At 70.0% G+C, this 25440-nt stretch carries 22 protein-coding genes; 11 read left to right on the forward strand and 11 right to left on the reverse strand.

The genetic code is table 11. The features are described 5' to 3' along the window. Positions 1–78: 78 nt before the first annotated feature. Positions 79–1110 (forward strand): serine hydrolase, encoded by a 1032-nt coding sequence (locus tag ACLBKU_RS06495; protein WP_410178713.1) that lies wholly within the window; start codon positions 79–81, stop codon positions 1108–1110. 103 nt (positions 1111–1213) lie between these two features. Here ACLBKU_RS06495 and ACLBKU_RS06500 read toward each other — a convergent pair whose 3' ends face one another. Then, entirely contained in the window at positions 1214–1501 is a 288-nt protein-coding gene (locus ACLBKU_RS06500) for a hypothetical protein (RefSeq protein ID WP_410178714.1), read from the reverse strand. A 183-nt stretch (positions 1502–1684) separates the two neighbouring features. Between ACLBKU_RS06500 and polA the strand changes: the two genes are divergently transcribed. Next, entirely contained in the window at positions 1685–4525 is a 2841-nt protein-coding gene (gene polA / locus ACLBKU_RS06505) for a DNA polymerase I (protein ID WP_410179006.1), read from the forward strand. A gap of 6 nt (positions 4526–4531) precedes the next feature. Here polA and ACLBKU_RS06510 read toward each other — a convergent pair whose 3' ends face one another. Further along, on the reverse strand, positions 4532–5023 hold the full coding sequence (locus ACLBKU_RS06510) for a TetR/AcrR family transcriptional regulator (protein ID WP_410178715.1): 492 nt from the start codon (positions 5021–5023) through the stop codon (positions 4532–4534). Positions 5024–5111: 88 nt separating this feature from the next. On the opposite strand from ACLBKU_RS06510, the gene ACLBKU_RS06515 reads away from it, so the two are divergent. Next, complete coding sequence (locus ACLBKU_RS06515) at positions 5112–5456, forward strand: Mpo1-like protein (protein ID WP_410178716.1); 345 nt, start codon at positions 5112–5114, stop codon at positions 5454–5456. Positions 5457–5591: 135 nt separating this feature from the next. Here the strand turns inward: ACLBKU_RS06515 and ACLBKU_RS06520 are convergent, their stop codons facing one another. Further along, positions 5592–7898: a CDC48 family AAA ATPase gene (locus ACLBKU_RS06520; protein ID WP_410178717.1), complete on the reverse strand. Its 2307-nt coding sequence runs from the start codon at positions 7896–7898 to the stop codon at positions 5592–5594. Positions 7899–8421: 523 nt separating this feature from the next. On the opposite strand from ACLBKU_RS06520, the gene ACLBKU_RS06525 reads away from it, so the two are divergent. Genes ACLBKU_RS06525 through ACLBKU_RS06545 form a run of 5 tightly spaced genes read left to right on the forward strand, consistent with a single transcriptional unit; the run spans position 8422 to position 12940 of the window. Further along, positions 8422–9144: a CoA transferase subunit A gene (locus ACLBKU_RS06525; RefSeq protein WP_410178718.1), complete on the forward strand. Its 723-nt coding sequence runs from the start codon at positions 8422–8424 to the stop codon at positions 9142–9144. Then, the gene (locus ACLBKU_RS06530; protein WP_410178719.1) at positions 9141–10235 is read left to right on the forward strand and encodes a hypothetical protein; all 1095 of its coding nucleotides are present in this window, start codon (positions 9141–9143) and stop codon (positions 10233–10235) included. The genes ACLBKU_RS06525 and ACLBKU_RS06530 overlap by 4 nt, the downstream gene beginning before the upstream one ends. A 16-nt stretch (positions 10236–10251) precedes the next feature. Further along, positions 10252–10905, forward strand: a complete 654-nt coding sequence (locus tag ACLBKU_RS06535) for a CoA transferase subunit B (RefSeq protein WP_410178720.1) — start codon at positions 10252–10254, stop codon at positions 10903–10905. After that, entirely contained in the window at positions 10902–11786 is an 885-nt protein-coding gene (locus ACLBKU_RS06540; RefSeq protein WP_410178721.1) for an alpha/beta hydrolase, read from the forward strand. The genes ACLBKU_RS06535 and ACLBKU_RS06540 overlap by 4 nt, the downstream gene beginning before the upstream one ends. Before the next feature lie 2 nt (positions 11787–11788). Next, positions 11789–12940, forward strand: a complete 1152-nt coding sequence (locus ACLBKU_RS06545) for a CaiB/BaiF CoA transferase family protein (protein WP_410179007.1) — start codon at positions 11789–11791, stop codon at positions 12938–12940. On the opposite strand, the gene ACLBKU_RS06550 is transcribed toward ACLBKU_RS06545, so the two are convergent. The 7 genes from ACLBKU_RS06550 to hisS all read right to left on the reverse strand — a co-directional run bounded on the left by ACLBKU_RS06550 (position 12937) and on the right by hisS (position 21490). Further along, the gene (locus tag ACLBKU_RS06550; protein WP_410178722.1) at positions 12937–14136 is read right to left on the reverse strand and encodes a DUF418 domain-containing protein; all 1200 of its coding nucleotides are present in this window, start codon (positions 14134–14136) and stop codon (positions 12937–12939) included. The two genes, ACLBKU_RS06545 and ACLBKU_RS06550, sit on opposite strands and share 4 nt — an antisense overlap. 130 nt (positions 14137–14266) lie before the next feature. After that, positions 14267–15478, reverse strand: coding sequence for a methionine adenosyltransferase (gene metK, locus ACLBKU_RS06555; RefSeq protein WP_410178723.1), 1212 nt, complete (start codon positions 15476–15478; stop codon positions 14267–14269). Between the two features lie 97 nt (positions 15479–15575). Then, positions 15576–17192, reverse strand: a complete 1617-nt coding sequence (lnt, locus tag ACLBKU_RS06560) for an apolipoprotein N-acyltransferase (RefSeq protein WP_410178724.1) — start codon at positions 17190–17192, stop codon at positions 15576–15578. A 5-nt stretch (positions 17193–17197) separates the two neighbouring features. After that, positions 17198–17980 (reverse strand): DUF4167 domain-containing protein, encoded by a 783-nt coding sequence (locus tag ACLBKU_RS06565; protein ID WP_410178725.1) that lies wholly within the window; start codon positions 17978–17980, stop codon positions 17198–17200. 276 nt (positions 17981–18256) lie between these two features. Then, a complete protein-coding gene (gene prmC, locus ACLBKU_RS06570) occupies positions 18257–19078 on the reverse strand; it encodes a peptide chain release factor N(5)-glutamine methyltransferase (RefSeq protein WP_410178726.1) in 822 nt (273 codons plus the stop codon). 2 nt (positions 19079–19080) lie between these two features. Beyond that, positions 19081–20148 carry a peptide chain release factor 1 gene (gene prfA / locus ACLBKU_RS06575; RefSeq protein WP_410178727.1) on the reverse strand — a complete coding sequence of 356 codons (1068 nt, stop codon included), beginning with the start codon at positions 20146–20148 and terminating at the stop codon, positions 19081–19083. A gap of 106 nt (positions 20149–20254) precedes the next feature. Continuing rightward, complete coding sequence (gene hisS, locus ACLBKU_RS06580; protein ID WP_410178728.1) at positions 20255–21490, reverse strand: histidine--tRNA ligase; 1236 nt, start codon at positions 21488–21490, stop codon at positions 20255–20257. 104 nt (positions 21491–21594) lie between these two features. Here hisS and ppa point away from each other — a divergent pair, with 104 nt between their 5' ends. Then, on the forward strand, positions 21595–22128 hold the full coding sequence (gene ppa, locus ACLBKU_RS06585; protein ID WP_410178729.1) for an inorganic diphosphatase: 534 nt from the start codon (positions 21595–21597) through the stop codon (positions 22126–22128). A gap of 239 nt (positions 22129–22367) precedes the next feature. Here the strand turns inward: ppa and ACLBKU_RS06590 are convergent, their stop codons facing one another. Further along, the gene (locus ACLBKU_RS06590) at positions 22368–22778 is read right to left on the reverse strand and encodes a hypothetical protein (protein WP_410178730.1); all 411 of its coding nucleotides are present in this window, start codon (positions 22776–22778) and stop codon (positions 22368–22370) included. Between the two features lie 214 nt (positions 22779–22992). Between ACLBKU_RS06590 and lptB the strand changes: the two genes are divergently transcribed. Together lptB and rpoN are read left to right on the forward strand one after the other, a co-directional pair. Further along, positions 22993–23769, forward strand: a complete 777-nt coding sequence (lptB, locus tag ACLBKU_RS06595; protein WP_410178731.1) for an LPS export ABC transporter ATP-binding protein — start codon at positions 22993–22995, stop codon at positions 23767–23769. Positions 23770–23777: 8 nt separating this feature from the next. Then, positions 23778–25271 carry an RNA polymerase factor sigma-54 gene (rpoN, locus tag ACLBKU_RS06600; protein ID WP_410178732.1) on the forward strand — a complete coding sequence of 498 codons (1494 nt, stop codon included), beginning with the start codon at positions 23778–23780 and terminating at the stop codon, positions 25269–25271. Positions 25272–25440 lie beyond the last annotated feature (169 nt).

Consider the following 25440-nt stretch of genomic DNA (forward strand, 5'->3'; position numbering starts at 1 on the left):
GTGCTTGCAGCGCCGAAATGTGCGTGGATAAGGGTTGCGTTAAGCCCGTCGCAACCCTGTCGGAGTCACAAAAGGGACATGGCTTTCCCCCGCTTTTTCGCTGCCTTGACCGGCATCGCCGCCACGCTTTCGGCGATCGCCGCGCCAGCTTCGGCGCGGGAAGACGACCTGCTGGCGAGCTTCGACAGCGCGCTCGGCACCCAGGCGCGCAGCCCCCAGAGTTTCGATGCGGTCTACGCCTCGACCCTCCAGCAGCGCATCGCGATGCTCGCCGACCCCTCGCTGGGCCGCATCGGCGTCGCCGCGATCGACCTTGCCACGGGCGAGGAAGTGGCGGTGCTCGGCGACCAGCTGTTCCCGATGGCCTCGACCAGCAAGATCGCGGTGGCGGCGACCTATCTCGAGATGGTCGAGAAGGGGAAGTACACGCTGACCAGCGAGTTCCCGCTGATGATGCCGGTCGCCTCGGCGAAGTTCTCCTCGGCGAAGGCGCCGGTGCGCCCGGGGCAGTACATGCCGGCGATCGACCTCATCGAGATCATGATCACCCGCTCCTCGAACCCCGCGACCGACGCGCTGCTCGCCGCGGTCGGCGGGCCGGCGGCGGTCAACGACTTCATGCGCCGCAAGGGGATCGCCCAGTTCTCGATCAACCGCGACATCGCGACGCTGGTGCGCGACGACGGCGAGTTCAACCCGGCGACCTATGTCGACAGCCGCGACGCCGCGACGCCGCGCGCGATGGTGCGGCTGCTCTCGGCGCTGTACAAGGGCGAGATCCTCTCCGACCAGAGCCGCCAGGTGATCCTCGGCGCGATGAGCCGCACCGTCACCGGCAAGCGCCGCATTCCGGCGAACATCCCCTTGGAGGCGCGGGTCAGCCACAAGACCGGCACGCTCAGCAACACCTCGAGCGACGTGGGCCTCATCGAGTGCCCCGATGGGCGCACCATCGCGGTCGCGATCTATGTCACCGGGCAGGGCAGCAAGCAGGCGCGCGAGGAGCGCATCGCGGCGATCGCCCGCGCGCTCTACGACGGCTTCGCGGTGCGCGCGCAGCAGAACCCGGTGCAGAACTGGGCGAGCGCGCCCTTCGGCGCCGGGGGCTGATCCCCGCCCCACCAGTCACCCTGCCAGACGGGAGGCAGCGAAAAGGGCGGCGCCGCGAGGTGCCGCCCTTTGGCGTTGGCGTCGGCGGGGGGCCGGGAGCGCCCTACTCGGCGGCTTCCTCGGCCTGCGCCGCGATGTCGGCGGCGTCGTTCGCGACATCGTCGGTGGTCTTCTCGGCCTGATCGGCGGCGGCGTCGGCGGCGGCCTCGATGTTCGCGGCGCTTTCCTGCGTGGTGGCCTCGATCGCCGCGCCGGCATTGTCGGCGCTCGCCTCGGCATCGGCGGCCATTGCGTCGACGGCCTCTTCGTTCTGCTCTTCGGCGGCGTCGCTGCACGCCGCGAGGCCGAGCGCCGAGGAGGCGATGGCGGCGGCGAGGATGATCTTGCGCATGGGTGTCGGTCCTTTCCTGCCGGAGCCGCGATCCGCGCCCCGGTGCTGGTCCCAAGCTAGGGTGCGCGCCGGGTGGAGGCAAGGGAGCGCCCGGGCGTTCGCCGCAATTTCGACACAATTCGCGCGCCCGCGATGAGGCGCCAAACCCCTACCCGCCGCCTCGTGCGCCTGCTAGCAGGCGGCATGGCCCACAAGCAGCACCTCTACCTCGTCGACGGTTCGTCCTACATCTTCCGGGCCTACCACCGCCTGCCCCCGCTCACCAACCCCGAGGGGACGCCGGTCGGCGCGGTCTACGGCTACACGACGATGCTGTGGAAGCTCGCCGCGGACCTCGACGCGGCCGACGGGCCGACGCACCTCGCGGTGATCCTCGACGCCGGATCGATCTCGTTCCGCAACGACATCTACGAGCACTACAAGGCCAACCGCCCCGAACCCCCTGAGGACCTCGTCCCTCAGTTCCCGCTGATCCGCGACGCGACCCGCGCCTTCAGCCTGCCGTGCATCGAGGTGCCGGGATTGGAGGCCGACGACCTCATCGCCTCCTACGCCCGAGAGGCACAGCGCCGGGGGTGGGACGTCACCATCGTCTCCTCCGACAAGGACTTGATGCAGCTCGTCGGCGAACAGGCAGGCGCCCGCATCGACATGCTCGACACGATGAAGAACCAGCGCATCTGGCTTCCCGAGGTCGAGGAGAAGTTCGGCGTTCCTCCCGAGCTCGTCGGCGACGTCCTCGCGCTGATGGGCGACAGCGTGGACAACGTGCCCGGCATCTTCGGCATCGGCCCCAAGACCGCCTCCAAGCTGATCGCCGAGCACGGCTCGCTCACCGCCGCGCTCGATTCCGCCCCGGCGATGAAGCCCTCCAAGCTGCGCGACCGGCTGATCGAGGGCCGCGCCGATGCCGAGCTTTCCAAGGTGCTCGTGACCCTCAAGGAGGACTGCGACCTCCCCCAGCCGCTCGAGGAGATGGTATTGGGCCCGGTGCCACCCGCTCCGCTGGCGCTGTTCCTCGAGACCCACGGCTTCACCTCGCTGCTGCGCCGCCTCGATGCGGGCGCCGGGAGCCCCTCGCGCCCGACCGACCTCAACCCCGCCAAGCCGAGCACCCCGGCCGCCGCCGCCGCGCCGCAGGGCGAGGGCAGCCGCCAGCCGCTGCCCGATTTCCCCAAGATCGACCATGCGGCCTACGAGACGGTGCAGACCCTCGAGCGGCTCGAGGCCTGGATCGCCCGCGCCCGCGGCGCGCAGATGGTCGCGGTCGACACCGAGACGACCGGGCTCGACCCGATGCGCGCCGCGCTGGTGGGCGTGAGCCTCGCGCTCGGCCCCAACGATGCGTGCTACGTCCCGCTCGGGCACGGCGGCAGCGACATGTTCGCCGAGAAGCCGCAGCAGGTGCCGATGGAGCAGGCCCTCGCCGCGCTGAAGCCGCTGCTCGAGGACGAGGCGGTCCTCAAGGTGTTCCACAACGGCAAGTACGATCTCAACATCCTCGCCCGCGCGGGGATCGCCGTCAGCCCGATCGACGACACGATGGTCATCAGCTTCAACCTCGACGCGGGCCGCGGCGAGGAAGGGATCGGCGGCGGGCACGGCATGGACGAGCTGTGCCAGCGCCACCTCGATCACAACGCCATCGCCTACAAGGACCTGTGCGGCACCGGCAAGAAGGCGATCCTGTTCAGCGAGGTGCCGCTCGACCGGGCCACGCATTACGCCGCCGAGGATGCCGACATCACCTGGAGGCTCCACGCGATGCTCAAGCCGCGCCTTGCGGTCGAGGGCGGCAGCCGCATCTACGAGCGGGTCGACCGCCCGCTCATCCCGGTGGTCGCCCGCATGGAGCGCGAGGGCATCAAGGTCGACCGCGCGCGGCTGGCGCGGCTCTCCGAGGAGTTCTCGGTCGAGATCGGGCGGCTCGAGGGCGAGATCCACCAGCTCGCCGGGCAGGAGTTCACCGTCGGCAGCCCCAAGCAGCTGGGCGACATCCTCTTCGACAAATTGGGCTACAAGGGCGGCAAGAAGGGCAAGACCGGGCAATATTCGACCGACGTCTCGGTGCTCGAGAAGCTCGCGGCGGAAGGTGCGCCCATTGCCCGCAAGGTGCTGGAGTGGCGCCAACTCGCGAAGCTGAAGTCCACCTACACCGATGCGCTCCAGCAGGCGATCAACCCCGAGACGGGGCGCGTCCACACCAGCTACAGCCTCGTCGGCGCGCAGACCGGGCGGCTCTCCTCGACCGATCCCAACCTCCAGAACATCCCGGTGAGGACGGCGATCGGCCGGCAAATCCGCGAGGCCTTCGTTCCGGAAGAGGGCAACGTGCTGCTCGCCGCCGACTATTCGCAGATCGAGCTGCGGCTCGCCGCGCACATGGCCGATGTCGCGACCCTCACCGAGGCCTTCGAGAAAGGCGAGGACATCCACGCCCGCACCGCGGCCGAGATGTTTGGGCAAGTCACCCGCGACACCCGCGCGCGGGCCAAGACGATCAACTTCGCGATCCTCTACGGCATCAGCCGCTGGGGCCTCGCCGGGCGGCTCGAGGTGAGCCCCGAGGAGGCGCAGGCGATGATCGACACCTATTTCCAGCGCTTCCCCGGCATCCAGCGCTACATCCACGAGACATTGGAGAGCGTCCGCAGCCGCGGCTATTCCGAGACCCTGTTCGGCCGCAAGACGTGGTTCCCGCGGATCAATGCGAAGAACCAGGCCGAGCGGCAGGGGAGCGAGCGCGCCGCGATCAACGCGCCGATCCAGGGCACCAGCGCGGACATCATCAAGCGCGCGATGGCGCGGATGCTCCCGGCGCTCGCCGAGGCGGGGCTGCACGACGTGCGGATGCTCCTGCAGGTCCACGACGAACTGGTCTTCGAACTGCCCGAGGAGCGGGTCGAGGCCGCAACCCCGATCATCCGCCAGGTGATGGCCGAGGCCGCGCTCCCGGCGGTCGAGCTGACCGTGCCGCTCGGGATCGACATCGGGACCGGGCTGAGCTGGGACGCGGCGCACTAGCCGCCGTCAGCCGGGCCGGCAGGTGAGGTAGCCGAGCGCCGCGCGCACCGCCTCGTCCTCGGTGCGGTCCAGTTGCGGCGGGTTGCAGTTCGCCCAGATGTCGACCACCGCGCGCACCAGTCCGGGCAGGGTCCGGGCGGCGACCTCGGGCGCGGTCGGCGCGATCTCGCCCGGGAAGCGCGCGAGGAGGCCGGCGACGAGCGCCCCGGCCTCCTCGAGCGCGTCGTCGTAGCTCGGCAGGCCCGCGAGCGCCTGCGCGACGGTCGCGACCTGCCGCGCCTGCCGCTCGGCGATCAGTGCGAGCATCAGCGCGTCCTTTTTCGGGAAGTACTGGTAGAGGCTGCCGATGCTCACCCCCGCGCGCGCGGCGACGGCGTTGGTGTTGAACGCGGCGAGGCCGCCCGCGATAATGTGAGCAGCCGCCTCGAGGATCGCCGCCCGCGTGGCGAGCGCGCGTGACTGGCGGGGGATGCGGCGCGGGGCGAGCGGCGGGGTCATGCGGGTCGCGGCTCCTTGCGCGGGGGCGAGTAGGCGGATTGCGAGCAATCGCTCATATTCGCAAGCGCAGTCGGCAAGGGAGGCCAACATGGCGACGACAGCAGGCAGCGGGATTACCTTCGGCACCTTCTACCGGACGGTCTACCGCGAGGATCACCGGCACCCGGCCAACCTCGCGCTGCATATCCTCGGGGTGGTGCTCGGGGCCGGGCTGATCGCGGCGAGCCTCACCGTCTGGCCCTTGTGGGCGCTGCTCGGCTTTCCGGTCGTGCACGCGCTGCCGGGTCTGGTCGGCCACCGCTTCTTCGACCGCAACGCGGCGGTCGGCGACATCAGGGTGACGCGCGGCGATCATCCGCTGTGGTGGTTCATTCTCGCCAATCACCGCATGGCGGCCGAGGTGCTGACGGGTCGCTGGTCGAAGGGGGTGTGATGCAGGGTGCACCTAGCCCGCTCCAAGCCCGGCCGATACCCCCGTCACACCCCCTCCAGCCCCGCCTCGGCGGGGGCTTGCGAGGCGCTTTTGGGGGCGCGGCGCCGATGTTTCACGTGAAACATTGGCGCGGGATCAGTCGTGCTTGCGCTCGCGGGTGGGCTTCAGCATGTCGGGCGAGAAGAAGCCGATCGGCTGCACCGCGGCGGCGCGCTTCTTCAGCTCGCCGCGCATCTGCTGGTACTCGGCCTCCATCTCCGCGGTGACGGTCGCGCGGGAGTCCCGGAGCGCCGACTCGAAGTCGCGCCCCTCGACCGTGCGCACCTCGCCCCCCACGCGGCGCAGCGCGGCAAGCCCGGCGCGGCGCACCACGTCTTCTAGGTCCGCGCCCGTGAAGCGCTCGGTTTGGGCGGCGATGGCGGCGAGATCGACGTCATCCGCCAGCGGCATCTTCGCCGTGTGGATGCCGAGAATGTGCTCGCGCCCGTCGGCGTCGGGGGTGCCCACGTAGACCAGCTCGTCGAAGCGACCCGGCCTGAGGAGCGCCGGATCGACCAGCGTCGGGCGGTTGGTCGCGCCGATCACGACCACCGACTGGAGCTCCTCCAATCCGTCCATTTCGGCGAGGATGGTGTTGACCACCCGCCCCGTCACCTGCGGCTCGCCCTGCCCGGAGCCGCGCGCCGGGACGAGCGAATCGATCTCGTCGATGAACACCACGCAGGGCGCGACCGCGCGGGCGCGGGCGAAGAGCCTGGCGATCTGCTGCTCGCTCTCGCCGTACCACTTGGAGAGGAGGTCCGAGGACTTCATCGAGATGAAGTTCGCCTCGGCCTCCTTGGCGACGGCCTTGGCGAGCAGGGTCTTGCCGGTGCCGGGCGGGCCGTAGAGGAGGAAGCCCTTGGCCGGGCGGATCCCGAGGCGGCGGAAGGCGTCGGGGTTCTTGAGCGGGAGTTCGATGCCCTCCCTGAGCTTGTCGGTCGCCTCGCCCGCGCCGCCAATGTCGTCCCAGCCGATATTGGGGACCTGCACCATCACCTCGCGCATCGCCGAGGGCTGGACGCGCTTCAGCGCCGCGAGGAAATCGTCGCGCGAGACGCACAGGTCCTCGAGCACCTCGGGGGGGATGGTGCGCTCGTCGAGGTCGAGGCGCGGCATGATCCGGCGCACCGCCTCGATCGCCGCCTCGCGGGCGAGGGCAGCGATGTCGGCGCCGACGAAGCCGTGGGTGACGCGGGCGAGCTCGTCGAGGTCGACCGCCGTTTCCAGCGGCATCCCGCGGGTGTGGATGCTGAGAATCTCGCGCCGCCCGCGCTGGTCGGGGACGCCGATCACGATCTCGCGGTCGAAGCGGCCCGGGCGGCGCAGCGCCTCGTCGATCGCGTCGGGGCGGTTGGTGGCGGCGATGACGACGATGTTGGCGCGCTTCTCGAGCCCGTCCATCAGCGTCAGGAGCTGGGCGACGAGGCGCTTCTCCGCCTCGCCCGGCACCTGGGTGCGCTTGGGAGCGATCGAATCGATCTCGTCGAAGAACACGATCGCGGGCGCGGCGCGGGCAGCCTCCTCGAACACCTCCCGCAGGCGCTTTTCGGACTCGCCGTAGCCCGAGCCCATGATCTCGGGACCGTTGATGATGAAGAACTCGGCGTCGGATTCGTTCGCCACCGCCTGCGCGAGACGGGTCTTGCCGGTGCCCGGCGGGCCGTGGAGCAGCACCCCCTTGGGCGGCTCGACTCCGAGGCGGATGAACAGCTCGGGATAGCGCAGCGGCAACTCGACCATTTCCCGCAGGGCGCGGATCGTCTCCTCCATGCCGCCGACATCGTCGTAGTTGACCACCGCCCGGCCGTCGCGCGGCTCCTCGAACTCGGCGCGCAGCTCGACTTCGGTGTTCTCGTCGATGTGCACGAGCCCCTTGGGGCTGGTCGAGGCGACGGTGAGGCGGATCTGGGTGAGGGCATAGGCCGGGGCACGCAGCAGCTGGCGCACGTCTGCGGGCATGTTCTGGACGGGCTGCTGACCGGTGGTCGCGACCACGTCGCCCGCAACCAGCGGACGGCGGAAGAAGTTGCGCTTCAGCGCCTGGGTCGGCCCCTGGAGCCGCATCTCGCGCTGGGCAGGGGCGAAGACCACGCGGGTCGCGGGGCGGGATTCGCCGCGCGCGATCTCGACATGCTCGCCCGACCCGGCTTCCGCATTGGCGCGCTGGAGGCCGTCGAGCCGCACCACGTCGAGCGCGTCGTCCTCCGGGTAGGCGGCCATCGCGATCGCCGCCGTGGTGCGCTTGCCGCGAATCTCGACCACGTCGCCCTCGGTGAGGCCGAGCTTCTGGAAGGCGCTGCGCGGCATGCGGGCGATGCCGGCCCCCGACTCCTCCTGGCGCGCGGGCGCGACCTGGAGGCGCGCGGTGCGGGTGGGAAGTTCGGTCTCGGCGTCGGCCATGGGCTGTTCCTGCGCTCTTCTGGTTGAAGGCGATAGCTAGGAACGCCCGCAAACGAATGCAATCAGCGGGCGGCGCGAGGGGGCCCCTGCGCGCCCGCAGGCAGGGCAAGAAAAAAGCCCGGCGCCCGTTTGCGTCTGTGCCGGGCAAGAAAAAAGCCCGGCACGGGGGCCGGGCTTGGAAAGTTTGGGAGAGGATGCCTGAAAGGCAGGTTCCAAATGGCCCATTCCGAGCTATTGTGCAAGTGCGAAAGATACGTATGAAGTTGCAAAGGATGCAACCAACCGCGCCATCAGGCCGTCACAAATACGAAATCATGCAAATATCTGCTCAAAATGGCGCCATCTGCCCAGCTCTTGAGCAGGTTCCCGCTTCATGACGATCTTGCGACGCAACATGAAAGGTGATTCGACTTCGCGGTGTGCGCAGGCGTGACAGAGCCCCCGTAACGCACTAATCAGCAAGGCGATCCCGCGAGGAACCCCGCTCGCGGGCGCGCGACACGAAAAGAGGCAGGAAGGCCCGATGACCAAGCTCTACCCCGACGCCGCCAGCGCGCTTGCCGACGTGCTGCGCGACGACATGCTGATCGCGGCGGGGGGCTTCGGCCTGTGCGGGCTGCCTGAGCGCCTGCTCGACGCGATCCGCGACTCGGGGGTCAAGGGCCTCACCTTCGCCAGCAACAATGCCGGGATCGACAACGAGGGGATCGGCAAGCTGCTCCGCACCCGGCAGGTGAGGAAGATGATCAGCTCCTACGTGGGCGAGAACAAGGAGTTCGAGCGGCAGTATCTCGCCGGCGAGCTCGAGGTCGAGTTCTGCCCCCAGGGCACCCTCGCCGAACGGATGCGCGCAGGGGGTGCGGGCATTCCCGGCTTCTACACCCGCACCGGCGTCGGCACCGAGGTCGCCAAGGGCAAGGAGCACAAGGACTTTCCCGACCGCGACGGGGTGATGCACACCTACATCCTCGAGCACGGCATCTTCGCCGACCTCGCGATCGTCAAGGCGTGGAAGGCCGACGAGACCGGGAACCTGATCTTCCGCAAGACCGCGCGCAACTTCAACCAGCCCGCGGCGACCTGCGGCAAGGTCTGCGTCGCCGAGGTCGAGGAGATCGTCCCCACGGGCAGCCTCGATCCCGACCAGATCCACCTGCCGGGCGTGTTCGTGAACCGCCTCGTGATCGGGGCGCCCTACGACAAGAAGATCGAATTCCGTACCGTGCGCGAGAGGGAGGCGGCATGACCAACAGGAAGACGCTCGTTCTGATCCCGGCGCTGGCGCTGGCGGGCACCGCGCTGTCGGGCTGTGTCGCCGTCGCAATCCCCGCGCTCGCCGGGACCGCGCTGGCGGGCACGCAGGTCGTCGGCAGGGACGGGGACGAGACCCCCGATCCGGCGCCGACCCCGACCCCGACCCCGGCGCCTGTTCCCGCTCCGACGCCCACCCCGGCTCCGGCGGCAACACCGCGGCCTGCTCCGGTCGTGATGCCCACTCCGACGCCGACGCCGACTCCGACACCCGCGCCCACCCCGGCGCCGAAGCTGACCGCCGCGCCCACGCCGACCCCTAGCCCGGTGCCCCCGCCGAAGCCGGCAACCGCATCGGTTCCGCCACCCGCGCCCTCGGTCGCGGCCGCCCCGAAGCCCGTCGCTTCGCCCGCGCCCGCTCAGGCTCCGGCCGTTCCCCTGCGCACGCCCGGACAGGCCTCCGCGTCGCCTCCCGGCCTGCCGCCTGCGACCCCCTATCCCGATCCGGCGCGGCCGCTCGCGCCCGAGCAAGCGAACTACGCGCGCTTCGTCCGCTACGCCCAGGCCTCGGCCCGGCAGGCGGCGGGGGGCGCGGAGCAGGCCTCGGCGATGCTCGCCGACCCGGTCGCGCTCGACGGCAAGCGCCGCCGCTGCGCGCGGGGCGAGCAGCTCGTCGCGGTGATCGACCTCGATCCCGCGGGCGGCCTCTTCGACCCGCCGCAGAGCCCCGCCAGGGACCCCGGCGTCGCGCTCGGCCTCGCGGTGCTGCGCGAGGCGGGGGTGGAGATCGCCTGGCTCTCCGACCTGCCCACCGACCGCTCCGGCGCGGTACGGACCGCGCTCGAGCAGGCCGGGCTCGACCCGCGCGGGCAGGACATCATCTCGCTGCGCCGCGACGAGGGCGACAGCAAGGACCAGCGCAAGGGGAACCTCGGCGCGATCACCTGCATCATCGCCATCGCCGGCGACGAGCGCCCCGATTTCGACATGCGCTTCAAGTACCTGCGCACGCCCGAGGCCGGTGCGCAGATCGAGAACCTGATCGGCGACGGCTGGTTCCTGATCCCCCCGCTGATTGGCAAGTAAGGACCCCGAGCTCCTCATGACCACGCTTCCCACGGGCTGGACCCGCGACGAAATGGCCGCCCGCGCCGCGCGCGAGCTGCGCGACGGCTATTACGTCAACCTCGGCATCGGCATCCCCACGCTGGTCGCCAACCACATCCCCGAAGGCATGCTGGTGACGCTCCAGAGCGAGAACGGGATGCTCGGGATCGGGCCCTTCCCCTACGAGGACGAGGTCGATCCCGACCTCATCAACGCCGGCAAGCAGACCATCAGCGAGCTGCCGCACAGCGCCTATTTCGACAGCGCGACGAGCTTCGCGATGATCCGCGGCGGGCATATCGACCTGACCGTGCTGGGCGCGATGGAGGTTGCGGAAAACGGGGACATCGCCAACTGGATGATCCCGGGCAAGATGATCAAGGGGATGGGCGGGGCGATGGACCTCGTCGCGGGGGTGAAGCGGATCATCGTCGTGATGGACCACACCGCGAAGGACGGCTCGCCCAAGTTCATTCCGGAATGCACCCTGCCGCTGACCGGGGCGGGGGTGGTGGACATGATCATCACCAACCTTGCCGTGTTCGAGCGTCCGGCCAAGGGTGAGCCCTTCCGGCTGATCGAGACCGCGCCGGGGGTGAGCGAGGCGGACATCGCCGCCTTCACCACCGCGCATTACCTCGCGGGATGAGGAAGAAGCTCGCGATCGGCGGGTTCGCGCTGGCGGCGGCGCTCGGCGGGGTGCTGGCGTTCACCTCGCCGCCGCGGCTGCTGTCCTGGTACGACCGCGTCGTCGGCGGCGGCAGCGGCGCAACGCTGGTGGCCGAGGGCGTCCCCTTCGGCAGCCACGGGCAGAGGCTCGACATCTGGGCGCCCGAGGGCCCGGCACAGGGGCCGCGGACCACGGTGATCTTCTGGTACGGTGGCGGCTGGGCCAAGGGCGACCGCACCTCCTACGCCTTCGCCGGACGGGCGCTCGCGCGCGAGGGCTTCCTCGTCGTGATCCCCGAATACCGCAAGGTCCCGCAGGTCCATTTCCCCGCCTTCCTCGACGACGGGGCCGAGGCGGTGCGCTGGGTGCAGGACAATATCGCGGCGCATGGCGGCGACCGGAAGCTGATCGCCTTCATGGGCCACTCCGCCGGCGCCTACGAGGCGGTGATGCTCGCGCTCGACAGCAAGCGGCTGGAGGCGGCGGGGGTCGATCCGGGCAACGTCGTGGCCGCCGTCGGCCTGTCGGGCCCCTACGACTTCTACCCCTTCGACAAGCCGCGCTCGATCGCGGCCTTCGGGCAGTGGCCGCGCCCGCAGGAGACGCAGCCGATCGCCTTCGCCCGCGCCGACGCCCCGCCGATGCTGCTCGTCACCTCCGACGGCGACGAGACCGTGCGCCCCAGGAACGCCAACAATCTCGGCGCCAGGCTGAAGGGGCTGGGCGCGCCGGTCGAGGTCAAGAACTACGGCCCGCTCACCCACGAGGAGGTGGTGATGGCGTTCTCGGTCCCGTTCCGAAGCAAGGGCCCGGTGCTCGCCGACGCGGTCGCCTTCCTGCGCGCGCAGCGGGGCCGATGACGATGTGGCTGGCCGAGCCCCGCAACCCCAACGCCCCGCTCGCCGGGCTCAAGGTGGTCGAGCTCGCGCGGGTGCTCGCGGGGCCGTTCTGCGGGCAGATCCTCGCCGATCTCGGGGCGGACGTGATCAAGGTCGAGAGCCCCGAGGGCGACGGCACGCGGCTGTGGGGACCGCCGTGGGTCGAGCGCACCGATGCCGCGGGCCGCGTCCACCGCGAGGCTGCCTATTACCACGCGTGCAACCGTGGGAAGCGCTCGATCATCGCCGACTTCGGCGCAGCGGAGGACCTCGCGCGGGTGAAGGCGCTCTGCGCCGGGGCGGACGTCGTCATCGAGAACTTCAAGACCGGCTCGCTTGCGAAGTTCGGGCTCGATTACAGCAGCTTGTCCGCCGCCAACCCGGGCCTCGTCTACTGCTCGATCACCGGCTTCGGCCAGACGGGGCCGCGGGCGCACGAGGCGGGGTACGACTTCGTGGCACAGGGGATGAGCGGGCTCATGTCGCTGACCGGCGAGCCCGAGGGACACCCGGTCAAGATGGGCATCTCGATCAGCGACCTGGCGACCGGCGTGTGGGCCGCGAACGGCATTCAGGCGGCGCTGCTGATGCGGGCGCGCACCGGCAAGGGACAGCAGGTCGACATGGCGCTGCTCGACTGCTCGGTCGGCCTCCTCGCCAACCAGGCGAGCTATTTCTTCACCACCGGGCACAACCCGCCCCGGATGGGCAATGCGCACGCGCAGGTCGCGCCCTATGGCGTCTTCGCGGTGAGCGACGGGCACGTGATCCTCGCGCCCGCGAATGACGGGCTGTTCCACAAGCTGATGGCGGTGCTCGGGCTCGCCCACCTCGCCGGGGACCCGCGCTTCCGGGCGAACGGCGACCGGACCGCCAATGCCGCCGCGCTCGATGCGGAAATCGCCGCGGCGACAAGCACCTGGACCAAGCAGGGCCTGCTCGATGCGTGCCACGCGGCGGGAGTTCCCGCCGGGCCGATCAACCGCCTCGACGAGGTTTTCGCCGATCCGCAGGTGATCGCGCGGGGCCTGAGGGTCGAGCTCGGCGGGATGGCGGGGGTGCGCAGCCCATTCACCTTCTCGGAGGGCGAGTTGGCGCTCGACCGGCCCTCGCCGCTCCACGGGGAACACGGTTAGGCGAGCAGGCGGGCCCCGCCGCGCCACAGCCGCTCGAAGGGCCCCTGCCCGAACCGCGCCACCCAGGGGGGCGACCACAGCAGCATCCCGGCGACCGGCACCAGCCCGAGCGCGACCGCCTGCCAGCGCGTGACCTCGCCGAACAGGCCGAGCCCCCAGGAGGCGAAGATCGCCGAGAGCACGATGCTGGTCATCAGGTAATTGCTCAGCGAGAGCCGCCCCACCATCGCCAGCCGCCGCGCCAAGCCGCTGTCATTGCTCAGGAAAGCCATCGCCAGCGCGGCATAGGCGAGCGCCAGCAGCATGTCGAAGGGGGCCGAGAGCACCAGCGCCACCAGCCCCGCCAGCGCGCCCGGAAAGCCCTCGCTCACCAGCCAGGCGGCGAGCAGCAGCAGCGCCGGGAGCGCGACCAGAGCGGTGATCCCGGCGAGGCGCTGGAGGCGGAAGGTCCGCCATTCGCCCTTGAGCATCCCGCTCCGCCACAGGCCCATGCCGAGCGCGATGGCGGCGAGGTTCAGGGGCAGGGCGGCGACCAGCGTCCCGAGCTGCGAGGGAATTCCGGCCACCCGCCGCACCACCCGCTCCCCCAGCCCCTCGCGGCCCTGTTCGAGCAGCGCGGCGATCGCGGCGCTGTCCGCACCGAACTGGCGATTGGCCCAGAGCAGCGCGTCGGCCTCCAGATGCTTCACGTGAAACATCCAGAACGCCGGGCCAAGCGCGATCAAACCGAGGGCTAGATGCACGCAAACGAGGCCTAGCGCCACGCTAAGCAGGGCCTGCGAGGACAGGCGCGCGAGCAGCGGCAGGAACAGACCGGCCATTGCATAGGCGCGCAGCACGTCGTTGCTCGCGAGCAGGGTCGAATGGACGAGCCCGATCGCGAAGAGCACCGCCATGCGCGCGTAATGCGCCCGCCACGGGCTCTCGCCCGCGCGCTCGACGAGGATCAGGCAGCCGGTCCCGAACAGCATCGCGAAGAGCGTGCGGAACTTGTCCTCGACGAAGACGAAGCTCGCCAGCCACACCCAGTAGTCGGCCGGGCCGACGCCGCCATAGGCGAGCGGGTTGTAATAGGCCGGCCCCGGCATGGAGAAGGAGATGACGTTCATCGCCACGATCCCGATCACCGCGATGCCGCGCAGCGCGTCGAGCGCGAGGATGCGGGGCGGGGGAGGGGGCGGTGAGGGCGGCGTCACGGGGCGATGTCTAGCGCATCTGCCGCCGCGGCGTAGGGGTTTCTTCGGGGTCGCGCGGGCCCACCCCCTAACCCCTCCCGCATGCGGGAGGGGCAGGGGGTGGGCACGAAACCCACCCCGTCCCGTGAAATCAGCCCAGCGCGGCCTTCAGGTCGTCGACAAGGTCGAGGCGCTCCCAGGGGAAGAAGTCGCCCTCGGCGGTGCGGCCGAAGTGACCGTAGGCGGCGGTCGGCTGGTAGATCGGCTTGTTGAGCCCGAGATGCGTGCGGATCGAGCGCGGGGTCAGCCCGCCGAGCTTGGCGATGCCCAGAATGGCTTCCTCGATCTTGTCGTCGCCGACGGTGCCGGTCTCGTGGGTGTCGACATAGAGGCTCAAAGGCTTCGACACGCCGATCGCATAGGCGATCTGGATGGTGCAGCGCGTGGCAAGACCAGCGGCAACCACGTTCTTGGCGAGGTAGCGGGTGATGTAGGCGGCCGAGCGGTCGACCTTGGTCGGGTCCTTGCCGCTGAACGCGCCGCCGCCGTGCGGGGCCGCGCCGCCATAGGTGTCGACGATGATCTTGCGCCCGGTGAGGCCGGCGTCGCCATCGGGGCCGCCGATCTCGAAGCTGCCGGTGGGGTTGATGAAATACTCGGTCTCGCGCAGCAGCACCGGCGGGATCACGTCGGCGATCACGCTCTTGACGTAGGCTTCGAGCTCGGCCTGCTTGGCCGGATCGTTCTCGTCAAAGCCCGGCTTGTGCTGGGTCGAGACGACGATCGCGGTGGCGGCGACCGGCAGCGAGCCTTCGTAGCGCAGGGTCACCTGGCTCTTGGCGTCGGGTTCGAGGAAGGGGGCCGCGCCCGAGTGGCGGTCGGCGGCCATGCGCTCGAGGATCTTGTGGCTGTAGTAGAGCGTCGCGGGCATATAGCCCGGGGTCTCGTCGGTGGCATAGCCGAACATGATGCCCTGGTCGCCCGCGCCTTCATCCTTGTTCTCGCCCGCGTCCACGCCTTGCGCGATGTGCGCCGACTGGCCGTGCAGGCGGTTGATGAATTCGAACTTCTCCCAGTGGAAGCCGTCCTGTTCGTAGCCGATGCGCTTGACCGTGTTGCGCACCGTCTGCTCGATCTCTTCCTTGGCGCCGGGCGCCCATTCGCCGCTCTCGTAGACGCCCTTGCAGCGGATCTCGCCCGCCAGCACCACGAGCTGGGTGGTGGTCAGGGTTTCGCAGGCGATGCGCGCCTCGGGGTCCTTCGACAGGAACAGGTCGACGATCGCGTCCGAAATCTGGTCGGCGACCTTGTCGGGATGGCCTTCCGAGACGCTTTCGGAGGTGAACAGGTAGTTGGTGCGCATGGATACCCCGGGAGCTGAGAGTGCGGTTCCGGGCGGGGGTGAAGGGCGCCTTATAGAGATATAAGGAAACCTTTATGTCCCCACCTTTCACTCCGCCCTAGCGGCGCGCGCGGGCGAGCGCAAGCACTCTCGGAAGCGCGAGGCCGAGCACCGCGAACAGCGCCGCCCAGCCGAGGGTGAGGATATGGCCGAGCCGCGCGAACAGCGTCGGCGCGGCGGCGGGGGGCATGATCCCGGCGACCGCATCGGCCTTGCCGCGCGCGATCGCCTGCCGGACCACGCCGTCGGCGTCGATCACCGCGCTGATCCCGGTGGTGGTCGAGCGCAGCACCGGCAGCCCCTCCTCGATCGCGCGCATCCGCGCCTGCCCGACGAACTGCGGCGAGCCCCAGGCGCCGAACCAGCCGTCGTTCGAGGGGTTGAAGATGAAGTCGGGGCGGTTCGCGGGGTCCACCACCTCGCCCGAGAAGACGATCTCGTAACAGATCTGCACCCCGACCTTGCCGTGCTCGCCGAGGCCGAGGGTGCGCGGGCCGGGGCCGGGGACATATTCGATGCTCCCCGCCACCAGCCGCGAGAGGCCGAGCGGTTCGAGCAGCGGGCGCAGCGGCAGGTATTCGCCGTAGGGCACGAGGTGCGCCTTGTCGTAACCGGCGAGGATTGTCCCCTTGCCGCCAATCGCCATCACCGAATTGCGCGCGCTGACGAGCGCGGGCGAGCGGCCGGGGCGGTCCGTGAAGTTCAAGTTGACGACGCCGGTGACGAGGGTCGAGCGCGGCCCGATCACCCTGGCGATGCGCGCGCGGGCGTAGGCCGGGTCGCCGCCGGCGGTCATTGCGGCATAGTAGCCGTCGGGGTAGCCGTCCTCGAGATAGTCGGGCAGCGCGCTCTCGGGCCACAGCACGATCCGCGAGGTGTCGCGGCCCGGCGCGGTGAGGCGGGTGAGCCGCGCGAACTGCTCCTCGAACTTGGCCGGATCGTTGATCTCGGCCTGGGGGATGAGCGGCTGGACGAGGGTGTAGTTGAGCGCGTTCGCCGGCCGCGTCACCTCGATGGCGAGGCTGGGCGCGAGCATCAGTGCGCCGAGGACTGCCGCGCCGCCCGCTGCCGCAAGCCAGCGCCTCGCGGCGAGGCTCGCGAGCAGCAGCGCCGACACGAGCAGCGTGAGGCCGGAGAGTGCATAGGTCCCGATCCAAGGCAGCACGCGCGCCGCGCCCGGCGTGCCCCACCCTCCGACCAGCATCAGCGAGACCGGGGGCCAGGGGTAGCCGGTGAACACCCAGCCGCGCAGCCACTCGGTGACCGTCCAGGCGCCCGCGAGCACCAGCCCGAACGCCCACAGCGGCTGGCGGCGGGCGAGGCCGTGCGCGGCGAGCGCCGCCAGCATCGGGTAGACCGCGAGGTAGAGGCACAGCAGCGGCACCGCGGCCCAGCCCAATGCCTCGGGCATCTTCGCCTGGTGGGTGAAGGCGGTCGCGATCCAGTTGTTGGCGAGGGTAAGGTGCGCCCAGCCGAACAGCCAGCCCCGCCACGCGGCGCTCCGCCAACTCGCCGCATCATGCGCGAGCCACACGAAGCCGGCGAGCGCGGCGAGGCCGAGCGGCCACAGGTGCAGCGGCGGATAGGCGCAGGCCCCGAGGAGACCGAGCAGGATCGCGGCGAGACCCGGGCGAGCCTGCGCCAGCGCCGCAAGCGCGGACAGCCGCCCGGTCATGGAGCTCACTCGACGGTTTCGAGCGCGCCGCCGGTTTCGCCCGACCCGGCGTCATCGCCGCGGATCGAGGGCGGGAGGATCGAGCTGTCGATGCCACGCTGCTCGCCGTCGTCGGCCGACTTGCGCGGCTTGCGGGTGCGGGCGGGCTTCTCCAGGCGCTCGCTCCGTTCGGCGCGCTCAGGACGCTCGGCGCGCTTCTCGGCGCGCTCGCCCCCGTCGCGGCCCGCGCGCTCGGCGCGGTTGCCGTCGCGCTCGGCGCGGTTGCCGTCACGGTTGCCGCCATCCCGGTTGCCGTCGCGCTCCTTGCGCTGGCGGCGCTGGCCGCGCTGACGGTCCCCGCCGCGGTCGTCGTTGCCGCGGTCCTCGGCGAGGAAGGATTCGCCCTCCTGCCCCGGCTCACCCTCGACCACGTCGCCCGCGGGGGCGCTGTCCTGCTGTTCGTAGACCGAGCGCGCCGGCGTGTCGCTGCGGCGGCCGAAGTCGAAATCGTCCTCGAAGTCCTCGACCTCGCCCCGCTCGTCGGGGCGCCGCCCGCCGGCGCGCTGCTCGTCCTGGCGGGCCTTGTTGTCGGCGATCACCCGGAAGTAGTGATCGGCGAACTGGAGGTAGTACTCCATCTGCACCCGGTCGCCGTTGTGCTGGGCGTCCTGGGCGAGCTTCTTGTACTTGTCGAGCATCTGCGGGGCATTGCCGCGCGCGCGGCTGTCGATGCGGTTCAGCTGGGCGCCGTTGCCGCCCTGGTTGCGGTTGCCGCGGCCGCGACGCCGGTTGTTGCGATTGTTATTCAAGGAAATTGTTCCTTATCGTCCGACCTCGCGCGAGGAAACACTGCCCGCGCCGGTCAACAGACCCCTTGCCCATCCCGTCACGCATGGCCCCGGCGATGGCCTTGCCACAGCGTGCCGCGCGCTCCGCGCTGCCGCAGTCGGGGACGTGCCCTGACGGCCGTATCAGCTGAGTTTAGGAGCTCGGCCCAGCGGTTTGCGCCCTTCGCAATCCGTCTGGCCGTCTTGACACGTAGCGATGCGAAACCCGTTTGCCAAGCCTTTGCGACCGCTTTTCTCTCACCCGAGCACGAGCGCGCGCGGCCGCCCTGCGAGATCGCGGCGCAAGGCTACGGTGAAACCCGCAGCTGCCGCGAGGGCTCCCACCGCCTCGGCCTGATTCGTACCGATCTCGAGAATCGCGACGGCGCCCGGGTTTATCAGCTGGCGCAGCTGGGGGATGAGGATGCGGTAATCGTCAAGCCCCTCGGGCCCCGCGAAGAGCGCCGTCGCCGGCTCGAAGTCGCGGACCTGAGGATCGAGCGTGGCGGCCTCCTCGACATAAGGCGGGTTGCAGAGGATCAGGTCGAAAGTGCCGAGGCCCTCGGCCCACCCCGCCGCGCGCCAGCTCAGGTGGTGCCACGCGCTACGGTGCGCAAGGCCGAGCGCCGCGGCATTGCCCTCGGCCACCGCCAGCGCCTCGGCCGAGGCGTCGATCCCCACCCCTTCCCAGCCGGGCCGCTGCGCCAGCACCGCGAGCAGCAGCGCGCCCGATCCGGTGCCGAGGTCGAGTGCGCGCCCCTCCGGCCCCGCTCGCTCCAGCGCCGCCTCGATCAGCGTCTCGCTGTCGCCGCGCGGGATCAGGGTGGCGGGGGTGACCTTGAGGGTGAGGCCGTGGAACTCGGCCTCCCCGGTGATGTAGGCGACCGGCTCGTGCGCCGCGCGGCGCTCGACCAGCGCGGCGAAGCCCTCGGGTGCGGGGTCGCGCATCGCCTTCAGCAGCATGTCGGAGCGGGTCGTCCCCAGCGCGTGCGCCATCAGCAGCTCGGCATCCAATCGCGCGGTGTCGCTCGTCGCGGCGAGGCGTGTCGCGGCGGCGCGGAGGGCTTCGCCGACGGTCACGCTCACTCCGCCAGCGCCGCCAGCCGCTTGCCCTCGTCCTCGGCGATCAGCGCGTCGACCAGTTCGGCGAGGCCCGGCCCGGCGAGCACCTCCTCGAGCTTGTGCAGGGTCAATCCGATGCGGTGATCGGTGACGCGCCCCTGGGGAAAATTGTAGGTGCGGATCCGCTCCGAGCGGTCGCCGCTGCCGACCATCGCCTTCCTCGCCTCGGCCTCGGCGCCTTGCGTGGCCTCGCGCTGGGCGTCGTAGAGGCGCGTCCTCAGCACCTGCATCGCCTTCTCGCGGTTCTTGTGCTGGCTGCGCCCGTCCTGGCAGGTGACGACCGTGCCGGTGGGCAGGTGAGTGATGCGCACCGCCGAATCGGTGGTGTTGACGTGCTGGCCGCCGGCTCCGCTCGCGCGGTAGACGTCGATCTTGAGGTCCTTATCCTCGATGCGCACGTCGACCTCGTCCGGCTCGGGCAGCACCGCGACGGTTGCCGCCGAGGTGTGGATGCGCCCGCCGCTCTCGGTGACGGGCACGCGCTGGACGCGGTGGACGCCGCTCTCGAACTTGAGCTTGGCGAACACGCCCGTGCCGGTGACGTTGGCGATCACTTCCTTGAAGCCGCCGATGTCGGAGGCGGCGATGCTGACCGGCTCGACCTTCCAGCCCTGCTCGGCGGCGTATTTCTCGTACATCCGGTAGAGATCGGCGGCGAAGAGCGCGGCCTCGTCGCCCCCGGTGCCGGCGCGGATCTCGAGCATCGCGGGCTTGGCATCGGCGCTGTCCCGCGGGAGGAGCGCGATCGCGAGGCGGCGTTCGAGATCGGGGAGGGCGGACTTGAGGGCGGCGAGATCCTCCTCAGCCATCGCCTTCATCTCGGGGTCGGCGAGCATCTCGGTGAGCCCCGCCATCTCCTCGCGCGCGGCCTTCACCTCGGCGGCGATCTTGGCCACCGGTTCGAGCTCGGCATAGTCGCGGGAGGCGCGCACGAAAGCCTCGCCCTCGAGCGTTCCGGACGCCATGCGCGCTTCCAGCTCCGCAAAGCGGTGCGCGATCTGGTCGAGGCGTTCGGGGGGGATTTGCATTGCGATATTCTCTCTTCGTCATCCCCGCGAAGGCGGGAATCCAGCTCAGCGTGGAGGCTGCCGCAAGGCAGCTGGACCCCCGCTTTCGCGGGGGTGACGAGGGTGGCTAACGGTAGGCGCCGAGCACGCCGAGAACGCCGGCGCCGGGATTCTCTGTGGTCACGCCGTGACCCATCTCCGGCCGCAGCGAGAGGATGACCTCGGCCCCGCGCTTCACCGCCTTGTCATAGCGCTTGCGCGGCGATCCCGATGCGACAAGCTCGGCGGTGAAGCCATGCCTGCGAACATCGCCGATCAGCCCGATGGCTTCGGCAAGGCGTGTGTCGTCCTCGACCACGATGATAAGGTCGGCAGGCGCTTCCTCCCGCGCCCCCACCAGCATCGCCAGACGCTCGATTCCGGCAGCCCAGCCGACCGCGGGCGTCGGCGCGCCACCGAGCGATTCCATCAGCCCGTCATAGCGTCCGCCGCCGAGGACGGTGCTCTGCGAGCCGAGCGCGGCCGCCGAGGCGCTGCCCTCGTCGGGGATGAACTCGAAGGCGGTGTGCCGGTAGTAGTCGAGCCCGCGCACGAGGCTCTCCGCGCGCACCCACTTCACGCCCGCCGCGTCGAGGCCGGACGTCACCGCCGCGAAGAAGGCGCTCGCCTCCTCCGAGAGGAAGGCGTCGATCTTCGGCGCGCCCGCCAGGAACGGCTTGTCGCGCGGGTCCTTGGAATCGAGGATCCGCAGCGGGTTCTTCTCCAGCCGCTCCTGGGATTCCTCGGAAAGCTGGTCCTTCACCGCCCAGAAGTATTCCACCAAGGCCGCGCGCCACGCCTCGCGGCTCGCGCCGTCGCCGAGCGTGTTGAGGTGCAGGGTGACGTCGTGGATGCCAAGCTCCTTCAGCAGCTGGTCGGCCATCGCCAGCAGCTCCACGTCCGCCAACGGCTCGGCAGCGCCGATCACCTCGGCGTCGATCTGGTGGAACTGGCGGTAGCGGCCCTTCTGCGGGCGCTCGTAGCGGAACAGCGGGCCGTGGGTCGCGACCTTGAGCGGCGCATTTTGCTGCCAGCCGTTGGTGAGGTAGGCGCGCGCGATCCCGGCGGTGAACTCGGGGCGCAGGGTCAGGCTCTCGCCCCCGCGGTCCTCGAAGGAATACATCTCCTTCGAGACGACGTCGGTGGTCTCGCCCAGGGAGCGGGCGAAGACCTCGGTCTTCTCGAACACCGGCATCTCGACCCGGCGGAAGCGGTAGAGGCGGCGGACGCGCTCGAAGGTCTCGACCACGAAGGCGAAGGCCTCGGCATCGGCGCCGAAGATGTCCTGGGTGCCGCGGATCGGCTGGGGCGTTTTCTTGGTCATACTGCCCGCGCGATTAGGCTCACCTAGGGTCTTTCGCAATCCTGCGGCACCGATTAGAGCGCGCCGCGTTACCTCTCGCAACGCAAACGACAAAGAGAACAGCCATGCGCATCGACAAGATCCCCACCGGGGTGAACCCGCCCGACGATCTCAACGTGATCATCGAAGTGCCGACCGGCGGGGAGCCGGTGAAGTACGAATTCGACAAGGAAAGCGGAGCGCTGTTCGTCGATCGCATCCTGCACACCCCGATGCGCTACCCGGCGAACTACGGCTTCGTGCCGCACACGCTCTCGCCCGACGGCGACCCGCTCGATGCGCTGGTGATCTCGCGCTCGCCCTTCATCCCGGGCTGCGTGGTGCGCGCGCGCCCGATCGGGGTGCTCAACCTCGAGGACGAGCAGGGCGGCGACGAGAAGCTGGTCTGCGTGCCGGTCAACGAGACCTTCCCCTATTACGCCGAGGTCGAGGAGACCACCGACCTGCCCTCGATCATCTTCCAGCAGATCGAGCACTTCTTCACGCACTACAAGGATCTCGAGGCCGAGAAGTGGGTGCGCGTCGGCAAGTGGGGCAACGCGGCCGAAGCGCGCAAGATCACCCTCGAGGCGATCGAGCGGTACGCTTCCTCGAAGTAAGCAGCCGCCTCCGCGGCTGCTCCTCGGCGTATCTCAGGCCCTCACGGACCTGATCGCCTGCGGCTCGCGCGGGTGCGCTCGCGGCCGCTGGTGCGACCGATGCAGCCTTTCACGACAGGTCGGCGCTGACCCGGCCCGCGATCCGACGGGTCGCGAGGCCACGCGGCCGAGCCGCAGGTGCTCGGGCCCGCAGGGCTCGAAACGCACCGAGGACGCAGCCGCGGATGCGGCTGCGCAAATCAGAAGAAACTCAGCACCGCCTTGAACACCAGCGTCAGGGTGATCGGCAGGCCGATCGCGAGCGCCCACAGGATCGCGGCGTCGCGGCGGAAGGGGGCGGCGAGGGCGGGGTCGGCGGCCTCGGCGTCGTCGAGGTCCGCCCAGCGCCTCTCGAACCAGCGGCACACCGGGATGATGCCGGCGACCAGCACCACCAGCGAAAGGTAGGGGAGGATGCTCGACGTCCCCTCGCCGAGCGCCTTGATCGTGAAGATGATCTGGAGGCCGGTGTAGACCAGCAGGCCGTAGGCGACGTGGTCGCTCATCCCCTTGCGCCAGTCGCGCGTGCGGGAGACCGAGCGGGTGACCGGAACCGCCGCGACCTGCTTGTCGGATTTCACCATCGTGCCGCTCCCCGGAGGCTCGTTCATCTGCGCGACAGTATTGCCCAGCCGCTGCGAAGTTGCAACATCCCGCCCGTTCGCGCCATTTTGTTGCGCCGCGCGCAATCGGCGCGATGCAAGGCCTTCTAATCGCGCGCCTCTTGCCCGAGCTGCGGCTTCGAGCCCGCGACTAAGCAAAAATCCTGCCAAACCCGCGCTTGCCCTTTTCTGGCCTGCCACAGGTGCTAAAGACGCAAACACCATGAGCACTGCCACCCTCACCCAACCGGCCACCGATGGCACCCCCCAGCCGATCGGCAGCGGGCTCGAGGTGATCTCGATCGCCAAGAGCTACGACAAGCGCGCGGTGCTGAACGACATCTCGCTGACCGTGGCGAAGGGCGAGGTGCTCGGCCTGCTCGGCCCCAACGGCGCGGGCAAGACCACCTGCTTCTATTCGATCATGGGGCTGGTGAAGCCCGATTCGGGCCGCATCCTGATGGACGGCGAGGACGTCACCAAGCTGCCGATGTACCGCCGCGCGATCCTCGGCCTCGGCTACCTGCCGCAGGAGACGAGCATCTTCCGCGGCATGACGGTTGAGCAGAACATCGCCTGCGTGCTCGAGCTGGTCGAGCCCGATCATGCCACGCGCGCCTCGGAGCTCGAGCGGCTGCTCGACGAGTTCGGCCTCATCCGCCTGCGCGAATCGCCCGCCATGGCGCTCTCGGGCGGCGAGCGGCGGCGTTGCGAAATCGCCCGGGCGCTCGCGGCCAAGCCCTCGATCATGCTCCTCGACGAGCCCTTCGCAGGCATCGACCCGCTTTCGATCAGCGACATCCGCGACCTCGTGAAGGATTTGAAGCAGCGCGGCATCGGGGTGCTCATCACCGATCACAACGTGCGCGAGACGCTCGACATCGTCGACCGCGCCTGCATCATCTACGGCGGCCAGGTGCTGTTCGCCGGGAGCCCGCAGGAGCTGGTCGCCGACGAGAACGTGCGGCGGCTCTATCTCGGCGAGAGCTTCACGCTCTAGCGGCGCGCATGGCCCTCGGCCCCCGCCTCGACCTGCGGCAGTCGCAATCGCTGGTGATGACGCCGCAGTTGCAGCAGGCGATCAAGCTGCTCGCGGCCTCCAATCTCGAGATCGAGACCTTCATCGCCGAGGCGCTCGAGGCCAACCCGCTGCTCGACACCGGCGGGCCGGCGGAGCCCGGCGCCGAGCCCGAGCGGGTCGAGGTCGCGCCGCCCGCGGGCGAGGAGGCGACCGCCGACCAGCTGATGCTCGCGGGCGGCGGGGAGGGCGACGCGCCGCTCGACCTTTCTTCCGTGGACCGCGACTGGGACACCGGCGACGGCTCCGCCCCCTCGCGCGATGCCGAGTGGGGTGCCGCGGCGACCTCGATCGGCGACGGCGAGATGCCCGACTGGGAGCAGCTGCGCGCCGCCGAGGTGACGCTCGCCGAGCACCTCGAGGGCCAGGTCGGCGCGCTCACCGACAATCCGCGCGAGCGCTTCATCGCCCGCCACATCATCGGGCTGCTCGACGATGCGGGCTATCTTGCGGCGACCCTCGAGGAGGTCGCCGAGGACCTCGGCGTCGAGCTCTACGAGGCCGAGGCCGCGCTGGCGCTCGTCCAGTCGATGGACCCCTCGGGCGTCGGCGCGAGGAGCCTCGCCGAATGCATCGCCATCCAGGCGCGCGAGGCCGATCGCTACGATCCCTGCATGGCGGCGCTCATCTCCAACCTCGACCTCGTCGCACGCGGCGAGATCGAGCGATTGAAGCGCCTGTGCCGGGTCGACGACGAGGACTTCGCGGACATGCTGAGGGAGCTCAGGGGCTACAACCCGCGCCCGGGCCTCGCCTTCGCGCCTTCGGATGCCGGAACCGTGGTGCCCGACATCCTCGTCACTCCGAATGCGGGCGGGGGCTGGGACATCGCGCTCAACGAGGAGACGCTTCCCAAGCTGATCGTCAACCGCGGCTACTATCTCGAACTCAATGCCGGGGCGACCAGCCGCGAATCGCAAGGCTGGCTCAAGGAGAAGCTCGCCGATGCGCACTGGCTGATCCGCGCCCTCGACCAGCGGCAGAAGACGATCCTCAAGACCGCCGCCGAGATCGTGAAGCAGCAGGACGGCTTCTTCCGCCGCGGCGTCTCCGAGCTGCGCCCGCTCACCCTGCGCGAGGTCGCCGAGCAGATCGGGATGCACGAGAGCACCGTCAGCCGCGTCACCAGCAACAAGTACCTGTGGTGCGAGCGCGGCACGTTCGAACTCAAGTACTTCTTCACCAGCGGCGTCGCGTCTGCGGATGGCGAGGGCGCATCATCCGCCGCCATCAAGGCGCGGATAAAGGCGCTGATCGACGCCGAGGGGCCGAAGAACATCCTTTCCGACCAGCAGCTTGCCGAGCTGCTCCAGAAGGAGGGCTTCGACCTCGCCCGGCGGACGGTCGCGAAATACCGCGAGGCGATCGGCCTCGGATCGAGCGCCGAGCGGCGGCGGGCGAAGAAGCTCGCGAGCGTATCCTAGCACTTTCCCCTAGGCGACGCGCAGGGCTTAAAGGCCTATCCCTTCGAGCCGATCTAAACCGGCGCGGGGTGTCACTCGAAAGACTCACTCCAAAAAGTTAACGCCCTAAACCTCTCATTAACCTTTTTCGGTGAGAAGTGGCGTGGTTAACAGACGGCAACCCTTCCTA

This window comes from Erythrobacter sp. NE805, from assembly GCF_046452355.1.
GTDB lineage: Bacteria > Pseudomonadota > Alphaproteobacteria > Sphingomonadales > Sphingomonadaceae > Erythrobacter.